Here is a 9,459-nt window from a genome sequence, read left to right as displayed (position 1 = left end):
CCGCATCACGCCGTGGTCGAGGTCGCGCCACCGGCGTCGGCCCCGGCCCGCGTCGAACCAGACGGCCGGCCGTCGGCACCGGCCGCACCGCTGCCGACGGCGGGCATCGGGCCGTACCGACACGACCACACACTGTTCGTTCTCATCGATCCGGACGCCCTCGACCACGGTGTTCTCCGCCGTCAGGGTCCGCTTCCATATGCTGAAGAGGGACACGCCGTTTTCCTGCTTGATCAAACTTGAGCTCAGACACCTCAAGGATCACAGGAAGCGGCGTGTTTCCCATATCGGCCCAGGCCACGGCACCCACACATGCGGCAGGAGAGCCTGACTTCCCGGCCTGCGGAGACGTGGGTACCGACCAGGTGGCCGCCAGGGCCGAGGCCGACGTCCCGACGAGTGCCACGCCCAGCGTCAGCGCCACGAACGTACCGGCGAACAGGGCCCAGTAGTGCCGCACCGAGAGGAGCGAAACTCGCCACATCACCGCTCCCACTCGCTCAGTCGGCGGGCGACGACGTCCGCCGTCGGGTGGTCGAGCCACCCGACGACCTTGCCGTCCGAGAGGAACACCACCCGGTCCGCACACGCCGCCACCGCAGGATCGTGGGTCACGATGACCACTGTGCGCCCCGCCCGGTCCACCACGGCGCGCAGCAGGTCCATGACCTGCCGGCCGCTGCTCCGATCCAGGGAGCCGGTCGGCTCGTCGGCGAAAACGATCTCCGGTTCGGCCACCAGGGTCCGGGCGATGGCCACCCGCTGCTGCTGTCCGCCGGAGAGCTGCGCGGGCCGCCGGTCGGCCTTGTCCGCCAGACCCACCTCGTGCAGCGCCTCCATGACCCGAGCCCGCTTGACCGACCGCCGCCGCAGGCGCAGCGGCAGCGCCACGTTCTCATATGCGTTCAGCATCGGCAGCAGGTTGAACTGCTGGAATGCAAAGCCGATTCGGCTGCGGCGCAACACTGTGAGCTCCCGCTCGGTGCAGGAAGCGAGGTCGGTGTCCCCGAGCAGGACCTTGCCGCTGTCGGGTTTGTCCAGTCCGGCCGCGCAGTTCAGCAGCGTCGTCTTGCCGGAGCCGGACGGTCCCATCACGGCGGTCAGTGCCCGGTGTGAAATGCCCAGGCTGACCTCGCGCAGGACCGGGATGGGACCCGCGGGCCCCGGGTAGCTCTTGGAGAATGCTGCCAGTTGGACAGCCGGGAGCTGGATGTCGGTGAGCAGTGACATGTTCCCAGTCCAGCAGAGCGGACCGCCCGGGTCAGTGGACCTGCAAGGAGTCCTGGGGGTGGGGTTCTCCCTACCATTGGAGAAGGCCGCCGGGCGGTTAGAGTGGCGTGGACCCGCACGTGAACCGGCCCCGGAGGGAAACGCACCATGACCGTCGCCGCATGGGAGGTCGTGCGGAGGCGTCCCTTGCGTTTCGTCCTCTCCGTCTGGCCGCTGCGCTGCTGGGCGTTCGTGCTGAGCGGGACCGTCGTGGGTTTCGGCGTGTTGCTCCTCCTGGCCGCCCTCCTCTTCGTCGGGATCGGGCTGTCCGTGGTGGGCGTCGGGCTCATCATTCTGATGGGGGTCGCAGTCCTGGGCATTCCCGTCGCTGCCCTGGAACGGCGCCGGTTGCGACTGGTCGAACCAGAACCGCTCCTCGACCCGCACGGTTCCCTGCCCGGTACGGGCGTCCTGCCCTGGTTGCGCACCCGACTCCGCGAGCGGGCCACCTGGCGGGAGCTGGGGTACACCCTCGCCCTGGGGGTCGTCTTCACCGCCACCGGGATTGGTTTCACCGCCCTGCTCGGCCTGTCGGTCCTGCTGACGGCAACGCCGGTCATCGTGTGGGTGATCGCACCCGACACCGTGATGCTGGTGCCCGGCCGGACAGTCTCCGACCCTGTCGCCGCCTTGCCGGGAAGCGCCGTCGGCCTGCTCGGATTGCTCGTCTCGGCGTACGTGGGCGGACTGCTCGCCAGCGCCCAGGTGTGGATCGCACAGGCTCTGCTGTCCGCGCGGAACGAGGACTTGAATAGCCGGGTCATCGAACTCACGCGCTCTAGGGCCCGGTTGATTGACGCGTTCGAGGCCGAGCGACGGCGCATCGAGCGGGACCTGCACGACGGTGCCCAGCAACAGCTCGTGGCGCTCAGCATGACCCTTGGACTGGCCGAGCTGGAGCTGCGTGACCAGGGCTCGGGCGCCGCACCGCTCGTCGCCCGAGCCCGAGGCGAGGCCCGTCAGGCTCTGGAGCAGTTGCGCTCCCTGGTGCGCGGTATCCACCCCCAGGTCCTCACGGATCACGGGTTGTCGGCGGCCGTGGCCGAACTGGCCCTGCGCAACACGATCCCGGTGACCGTCGATGTCGACCTTCCGGACCGGTTGCCCTCGGCCGTCGAGACGACGGCGTACTTCACCATCACCGAGGCGCTGACGAACGCCTCCAAACACAGTGGCGCCGACCGGGTCACCGTCGTCGGCCGCCTGCGAGAGGACAAACTCGTGCTGCTCATCACCGACAACGGCCATGGCGGCGCGGACCCCGTCGCCGGGGCCGGTCTGCAGGGATTGGCGGACCGACTGGCCGTGCTGAAAGGGAGACTCATCGTGACCAGCCCCGTCGGCGGACCCACGCAACTGCGGGTGGAGGTGCCGTGCTCCGCGTAGTGCTCGCCGAGGACTCGGTTCTGTTGCGCGCTGGCCTGGGGGAGCTGCTGTCCCGGGTCGGACACGAGGTGACCGCCTCGGCCGGGGACGCGGCGGAACTGGCGCGTGCCGTGGACGCAGACCGCCCCGACGTGGTCATCACCGATGTGCGGATGCCACCCGGCTTCCGCGATGAGGGGTTGAAGGCAGCACTCGAATTGCGCGGGCGGCACCCCGGCCTGCCGGTCTTGGTGCTGTCTCAGTACGTCGCCACGGCCTACGCGACCCGGCTGTTCACTGGGGGTTCGCCAGTCGAGGGGGGCCTCGGCTACCTGTTGAAGGACCGGGTGGGGGAGGTCACCGACTTCCTTGAGGCGCTGGACCGCGTCGTCGGCGGGCAGACCGTGATCGACCCGGAAGTGGTCCGCGTACTGCTCCAGCAGCGGACCGCTGAGCAGCCGTTGCAGCGGCTGACACCCCGTGAGCGTGAAGTTCTTGCCCTCATGGCGGAGGGACTCAACAACCAGACTATCGCTCGGCGGCTCACCATCACGGAGGCGTCTGTGGTCAAGCACTCCAGCAACATCTTCATGAAGCTGGATCTCGATCCGGCTGAGGGCAATCGGCGCGTCCTCGCCGTTCTCGCCCACCTCCGCGGCGAGGCCCCGCGAACCTGACCAGACCGCCCGGTCCGCAGGTAGGCCGTCAGCTCTTTCTGCCGTCCCGGTCGGATACGACCGATGCAAGATCTGCGTCGGAGCCGAGTAGCCGCGTCAGGCGTCGGGCCGACATGTCCCATGACCAGTGGGAAGCCACCCAGTCGCGGCCGGCCCTGCCCATCGCGGCGGCCCGCTCCGGTGCGTCCAGCAGCCCAGACACGGCCCGGGCCACGGCCCCCGCGTCCGTGCCGTCCACGACGTTGCCCGTCACCCCGTCGATGACCGTGTCGGCCGCGCCGCCCGAGTCGCCGGCGATCACGGGCAGGCCGCCGGCGGCCGCTTCCAGGAACACGATGCCCAGACCCTCGGCCTCCAGCCCGGCTTTCCGGGTCCGGCGCGGCATGGTGAAGACGTCCGCCGCCGCGTAGTAGGGACCCGTCGAGGCGTGGTCCAACCCGCCCGTGAAGACCACGTGGCCGTCGGCGTGCCGACGCGCGAGCCTGCGCAGCCGCTCCTCGTCGGGGCCGCCGCCTACGATCACCAGTACGGCTTCCGGCACGGTCCGCCGCACGGTCGGCAGCGCCTGTATCAGCATGTCCTGGCCCTTGCGCCGGACCAGCCGCGAGACGCACAGCACGACCTTGCGGCCCGCGAGACCGTGCCGTTCCCTGACCTGCCGGGCCCGGTCCGGCTCGGGCAAGAAAGCCGCCGGGTCCACACCCGGGACCAGCCGCACCAGTTCGGCCCGCGGCCCCAGCGCCGGCGCGATGCGGCGACGAGTGTACTCGCCCAGGTAGGTGACGGCGTCCACGTGGTCGCCGATGCGCCGCATCACCCGACGTGCGCCCGGGGTGCGCGCCCACCAGATCTCCTGACCGTGCGTCGTGGCGACGATCCGCCGGATTCCGCCGCGCCGCAGCGCCGGTGCCATTGCCGCGAGCGGGGCGGCGGCACCGAACCAGACCCGGTCGCAGCCGTAACGGCGGGCGATCTCCAGCGTGCGCCGGGTCACCGTCGGGGTGGGCAGCAGCGTGCGGGCCGGGTCCCGGACGACGGGGAACGGCAGTGTGGCGTCGAACGCGGCGGCACCGGGTTCGCTGGACGTGTGGACGACCACGTCATGTCCGGGGACGCGGATCGCCATGGCGTGGACGAAGGTCTCGATACCGCCCTGGCGGGGCGGAAAGTCGTTGGTGACGATCAAAGTGGTGCCCATGGTGGACGCTGCCTTCGGGACGTGGGGTGGTGGGGTGTCAGGTAGTGAAGAGGTAGTTGCGGCGGTCCTCCGTGACGCGGACGACGGGGACCCAGCGGCCGCGACTCCGGCGGTGGGCCTGGTAGCCGAGGCCCAGCAGGTGCCGCAGCACGTCGGCCGGTTCGGCTCCGTACTTCGCCAGATGACGCCGCTCGATCTCCAGTAATAGCGTGTGACGGTGTCTGCGCAGAGTGACCGAACGGCCCTGGAGGAGGCCGAGTTCGGCACCCTCGACGTCGGCCTTGACGAACGCCAGTCGCTGCATGCCGACCTCGTGGGCCAACTGTCGAGGGTGCGGACAGGGGTCACGACGGTGCGGTAGTCCAGGAACTCGGCATTAGGGCCCGGCCCGTTCGCGCCGTTGGTGAGGTAGGCCCGTCCGTGCACGGGCAGTCCACGCCGTACCGGCACGCTGAGCTTTCCGCGCCCGCACCATGCGCCGAGGGCAGTCCGGTGCACGGTCACGTTTCGGGCGCCCAGCAGTCGCGCGGTGTTCCGCAGCCAGTGGTAGGGGCCGGGGAGCGGCTCGACGCTGTACACCCGGCCGGACGGCCCGGCCAGGGCAGCCAGCACCCAGGTGTACGGCCCGTACTCGGCGCCCGCGTCCACGCACACCGACCCCGGCGGCACGAACGCCCGCAGGCTTGCCACCTCGTCCTCCACGAAGGGGAACCGGTGGGAACTCCTCCGCAGGGCTGCCGCCACCGCCGTGGTACGACGGCCCTTCACCGGACACTCCACGCCGTCGGAGCCGGGAGCGGACGCGGAAGCCGTACGCCCCGGACAACGCGGCCCCGCGGCGGATCCGCTCGGCGGGTGCCAGCGACCAGCCGGGCCAGGACGGCCAGGGTGGCGGGGAGCGCGAGGTACCCGAAGCGGCCGGCTGGCGCGAGGAGAAACGCCACACACAGGCCGACGGCGAGCCGGTCGGCTGCCGGCACCAGTCCGTCCGGCGGCCGGAGCAGGAGAGAAGCAGCGACCGCCAGCCCGCCCGCCAGCAGTAGCCCGACCGCCGCGTACCAGCCGGCGGGGCCGAGGTCCGCGAGCAGACGGCCCGGCAGCGGACTGGCGGCCGGAGTCTCCCACGGCCCACGCCCGGTCGGGAACGCGAAGACCTGCTGCATCAGAGGCACGGGCGCGAGCAGCGTGCTCGGTAGTACGAGCAGGACGGTACCCCCCACCGCAACGGCCGCCCCGCGCACGGCCTCCCGGCTGCCGGCTCGGTGGGCGAGCAGCGAGACGACCACCGCGATCGCCGGCCATGCCGTCCACTTGAGGGAGCAGGCGGCGGCGAGAGCCAGCCCGGCGGCCACCGGTCGGCGGCGTGCCGCGTACGCCAGGGCCAGGAACAGCAGCCCGGCCAACGGCAGGTCCACACCGCTGACGCAGAGCGGGAGCGCGACGACCGGTGAGGCGACGAAAGCGCCGATGGCGTGGCGGCTCAGCCCGCCACCGCCGGACGCCGGCGAACTGCCGGCCGGAAGCCGGATCGCCCGGCGAGCCGCCCAGAAACAGCCCAGGAAGGCCGCGGCACACCAGAGCCGGGCGTCCCCCAGCAGCGCTGCCGACGGGCCACTGTCGCCGAGCACCGCACGCGGCAAGCCGAACACCGCCATCCCCGGCAGGTACGGGGTGACCTCAACCACTGACCGGGGATCGGCCAGGTAGGGGGTCGCCTGCTGCAGGGTCAGCAGCCCGGAGCGCTCGACCACGCCGACTTCGCTCTGTGCCGCGCCAGTCAGGAGCAGCAGAGCGAGCGGCACGACGACGGCACCACCGACGGCGCACCCGACCGAGATGGCCCGCCCGTAGGGACGCGTCCACAACGCGGCGACCGCCGCGCAGAGATACCCCACGCACGCGCTCGCGCCCCACAGCCGGTGCGGTGCAGGCGCCGTGATCAATGGGAAGACGGCGGCCCACGCGGCGGCCACGAGCCAACCTGCGGACATCAATCGGTCAGTGTACAGATGGAGTTGAGCACCTCGTTTCAGCACCCATCCATTGCATCGGGGGCGTTGCCCAGGTCATGACGGCCAAGTCGAGACCTGGAGGTCGGGTTTTCCCCACCATCGTGGGCCTGACGCCTCGCAGCACGTTCTGGGTGCCGGACTCCGTACGGGTGGGACTGGGCGTACCGTCAAGGCTGCCGTCGTACGAGTTCGGCGGCGACCTCGTCGGCCGTCGGACAGTCGATCTTGCCGACGACACGGCCGCCGACGAGGAAGACTGCGCGGTCCGCACAGGCGGCCACCATCGGGTCGCGGGTAGCCACGACGACGGTGAGTCCGGCCTTTTCGACCAAGGTGCGCAGCACACCCATGATCCGCTGACCACCGGCTTCGTCGAGCGAGTTCGTCGGTTCGTCGACGAACAGGATCCGTGGTCCGGAAGGTAGGGCTCCGGCCACGGTCGCCCGTACCCGTTACTCTGCGGAGAGGCCGGCGAGCTTCCGGTCGGCCTCCTTCTCCAGACCCACGTGGTGCAGCGCTTCCAGCACGGCGGTCCGCCGGGCCGTGCGGCCGGTGGCGACGCGTACCCCGTTACCTTTTCTGCCCCGCAATGGGGCGCCTGGCCCCCGGGTCCGGTATGGCTGTGTGCCCCCTGTCGTATGCATGACCTGGGGGGTGTTGCCGCCGGGCTTCGGGGCACCGCTTGACCGCTGATGAGGGGCCTGACGACCGTCCGGTCCGGCGCAACGCCGGGCCGCTTGAGGGCGGGGATGTCTGCGTAACGTGGTTGCCGGCGTGTGGTGCCGCAGGGACGGCCGGGGTGGATACGAACGTGCACGACCGAAGAGGGGCAAGGCACCGCGCATGACCGACATCGCTGTCGACATCTTCGACATAGGTCTCTTCCTCGGCCTGGACCTGGGCAAGGAGTTCCACCACGCCCACGGCCTGACCGGGCAGGGCAAGACCGTCCACGACAAGAGACTGCCCAACCCCGAGGCCAGGCTGCGGGAGTTGTTCGACAAGCTCACAGCCAAGTTCGGCACCGTCCTGGTGATCGTGGACCAGGTCGCCAACATCGGCGCGCTGCCGCTGACCGTGGCCCGCGCCACCGGCTGCCGGGTCGCCTACCTGCCGGGACTGTCGATGCGCCGGGCCGCCGACCTCTACCCGGGCGAGGCCAAGACCGACGCCCGCGACGCCTTCATCATCGCCGACACCGCCCGCTCCATGCCGCACACCCTGCGCGCGGTGGACCGCGACGACGAGAAGCTGGCCGGGCTGACCATGCTCACCGGCTACGACAACGACCTGGCCGGCGAGGTCAACCGCACCTCCAACCGGCTGCGCGGCCTGCTCTCCCAGATCCACCCCACCCTCGAAAGGGTGGTCGGCCCCCGCCTGGCCTACCCCTACATCCTGGCCCTCCTCGAACGGCACGGCTCCCCGGCCAGGCTGAAGAAACTGGGCCGCGCCCGCTGCGAGGCCCTGCTCAAGGCACACGGCTCACGCAAGGCCCATCACCTCACCGGGGAGATCTTCGACGCGCTCGCCGAGCAGACCGTGGTCGTTCCCGGCACCGAGGCCAGCACGCTGATCGTGCCGGGACTGGCCGCCCAGCTCGCCACCGCCCACACCCAGCGCCGCCAGGCCGAGCAGGAGATCGCCGCCCTGCTGGAGGCCCTCCCTCTTTTCCCCCTCCTGACCTCCCTGCCCGGCCTGGGCGTCAGGACCACGGCCGCCGTCATCGTCGCGATCGGCGACGGCACCACCTTCCCCACCGCCGGACACCTCGCCTCCTACGCCGGACTCGCCCCCGCCACCAAGTCCTCAGGCACCTCCATCCGCGGCGAGCACGCACCCCACCGCGGCAACCGGCTCCTCAAACAAGCCCTGTTCCAAGCCGCGTTCGCCGCGATCGGCTGCAAAGCCGACCCGTCCTCCCGGACCTACTACGACCGCCAACGCGCAAGCGGCAAGACCCACACCCAGGCAATCCTGCGCCTGGCCCGCCAGCGCGTGAACGTCATCCACGCGATGATCCGCACCGGCACCCTCTACGAACCCCGCACCCCGAGCGACGTCGACCTCGCCGCCTGACCACCCCACCACCCCTACCCTTTCCGCCCCCGCACTTCCTGCCCACCGGCACCGGCACCCCGCCCTGCCGACCGTCAGCCTGCCCACCCCCACCCGAACCACCGAGTTCGTCCCACCCCGCGGAACGAACCCCAAACCCCAGCAAAACCCCAGAAACACCACCCACCACGGTTGACGAAACAGATAGGGGCACCCCCCGGTCCACGTACTTGTACGCCGTGAGCGCCGGAGGCAGTAAGGGCGCGTACGGCACGTAACGCCCACGCAGCTCCATGAGTTCCCGCTCGTCCATGACGTCCAGCGCCCGTGAGCCTCGGAAGATCCGGCCCCGGCTCGGTCGCTCCACCCCCGAAGCGCACCGCAGGAGGGTGCTCTTGCCCGCGCCGGAGGGCCCCACGACCGCGGTCAGGAGGCGCTCCGGGAAGCCCACGCTGGCCTCGCCGAGGGCAGGTCCGCGGCCGGTGCCTCCGCGGTGGTCGACGGAGACCCTGACTAACTGGACGACGGGAAGGCGTATATCAGTGGGCGGTGTGCATCGTGAAACGTGCAGGTCAAGTGGGTTGGTGTGCGTGGGCTTCGGGGTGCTCATGCTGGTCGGGGGCGGATGACTCCCGGCAAGGTCATCCGTCAGCGGGCGACTTCGCGGTTCGTCAGGACCAGCAGGGCCCTCACCAGCGCGGTCGCCCACTTCGGGTCGGTGCGGACCTTGCCGAGCACACGCCAGTTCTTCAGGTGGGCGAAGCCGTGCTCGACCGGTGCCCGGACTGCGGCCAGCGCCTGGTTGGACAGTTTCTGGCCGCGGGTCAGGGGCCGGTTCCGGGCGGCCTTGTAGCCGGTGATCACTGCCGGGTCGGTGTCC

Annotated in this window: 10 protein-coding genes and 1 pseudogene; 3 read left to right on the top strand and 8 right to left on the bottom strand. The window is 70.8% G+C overall.

Features of this window, described 5'->3' with window-relative positions:
- Both H300_RS31970 and H300_RS0121225 read right to left on the bottom strand, forming a co-directional pair.
- Window positions 1–216, bottom strand: a pseudogene (locus tag H300_RS31970) (ISL3 family transposase); the annotation flags it as partial.
- A 267-nt stretch (window positions 217–483) separates the two neighbouring features.
- Complete coding sequence (locus H300_RS0121225; RefSeq protein ID WP_028428992.1) at window positions 484–1,230, bottom strand: ABC transporter ATP-binding protein; 747 nt, start codon at window positions 1,228–1,230, stop codon at window positions 484–486.
- 147 nt (window positions 1,231–1,377) lie between these two features.
- Between H300_RS0121225 and H300_RS0121220 the strand changes: the two genes are divergently transcribed.
- Window positions 1,378–2,655, top strand: coding sequence for a sensor histidine kinase (locus H300_RS0121220; protein WP_028428991.1), 1,278 nt, complete (start codon window positions 1,378–1,380; stop codon window positions 2,653–2,655).
- Complete coding sequence (locus tag H300_RS0121215; RefSeq protein WP_028428990.1) at window positions 2,643–3,311, top strand: response regulator transcription factor; 669 nt, start codon at window positions 2,643–2,645, stop codon at window positions 3,309–3,311. The genes H300_RS0121220 and H300_RS0121215 overlap by 13 nt, the downstream gene beginning before the upstream one ends.
- 28 nt (window positions 3,312–3,339) lie before the next feature.
- On the opposite strand, the gene H300_RS28470 is transcribed toward H300_RS0121215, so the two are convergent.
- From H300_RS28470 to H300_RS0121195, 4 genes are all read right to left on the bottom strand, one after another.
- Window positions 3,340–4,509 carry a glycosyltransferase family 4 protein gene (locus H300_RS28470; protein ID WP_051270268.1) on the bottom strand — a complete coding sequence of 390 codons (1,170 nt, stop codon included), beginning with the start codon at window positions 4,507–4,509 and terminating at the stop codon, window positions 3,340–3,342.
- Between the two features lie 37 nt (window positions 4,510–4,546).
- On the bottom strand, window positions 4,547–4,831 hold the full coding sequence (locus tag H300_RS32715) for an FkbM family methyltransferase (RefSeq protein WP_486583986.1): 285 nt from the start codon (window positions 4,829–4,831) through the stop codon (window positions 4,547–4,549).
- A 442-nt stretch (window positions 4,832–5,273) separates the two neighbouring features.
- Window positions 5,274–6,482, bottom strand: a complete 1,209-nt coding sequence (locus tag H300_RS28460) for a glycosyltransferase 87 family protein (protein WP_051270269.1) — start codon at window positions 6,480–6,482, stop codon at window positions 5,274–5,276.
- 206 nt (window positions 6,483–6,688) lie between these two features.
- Entirely contained in the window at window positions 6,689–6,958 is a 270-nt protein-coding gene (locus H300_RS0121195) for a hypothetical protein (protein WP_028428989.1), read from the bottom strand.
- Window positions 6,959–7,364: 406 nt separating this feature from the next.
- Between H300_RS0121195 and H300_RS0121185 the strand changes: the two genes are divergently transcribed.
- Window positions 7,365–8,600 carry an IS110 family RNA-guided transposase gene (locus H300_RS0121185; RefSeq protein WP_037981393.1) on the top strand — a complete coding sequence of 412 codons (1,236 nt, stop codon included), beginning with the start codon at window positions 7,365–7,367 and terminating at the stop codon, window positions 8,598–8,600.
- On the opposite strand, the gene H300_RS30680 is transcribed toward H300_RS0121185, so the two are convergent.
- Window positions 8,527–9,189 carry an ATP-binding cassette domain-containing protein gene (locus H300_RS30680; protein ID WP_078516203.1) on the bottom strand — a complete coding sequence of 221 codons (663 nt, stop codon included), beginning with the start codon at window positions 9,187–9,189 and terminating at the stop codon, window positions 8,527–8,529. The two genes, H300_RS0121185 and H300_RS30680, sit on opposite strands and share 74 nt — an antisense overlap.
- Before the next feature lie 38 nt (window positions 9,190–9,227).
- Window positions 9,228–9,459 (bottom strand): transposase family protein (locus H300_RS0121180; protein ID WP_037981390.1); only part of this gene is annotated, 232 nt, incomplete at its 5' end.

The sequence above is a fragment of the Streptomyces sp. TAA040 genome (genome assembly GCF_000424845.1).
Note: the sequence above shows the minus strand (reverse complement) of the source record. Positions and strands in the feature narration are given on the sequence as shown.

Bases quoted from the DNA above. Each gene is read 5' to 3' on its own strand.
- H300_RS0121225 (WP_028428992.1), bottom strand. From the start codon at position 1,230: ATGTCACTGCTCACCGACATCCAGCTCCCGGCTGTCCAACTGGCAGCA.
- H300_RS0121220 (WP_028428991.1), top strand. From the start codon at position 1,378: ATGACCGTCGCCGCATGGGAGGTCGTGCGGAGGCGTCCCTTGCGTTTC.
- H300_RS30680 (WP_078516203.1), bottom strand. From the start codon at position 9,189: ATGAGCACCCCGAAGCCCACGCACACCAACCCACTTGACCTGCACGTT.
- H300_RS28470 (WP_051270268.1), bottom strand. From the start codon at position 4,509: ATGGGCACCACTTTGATCGTCACCAACGACTTTCCGCCCCGCCAGGGC.
- H300_RS0121185 (WP_037981393.1), top strand. From the start codon at position 7,365: ATGACCGACATCGCTGTCGACATCTTCGACATAGGTCTCTTCCTCGGC.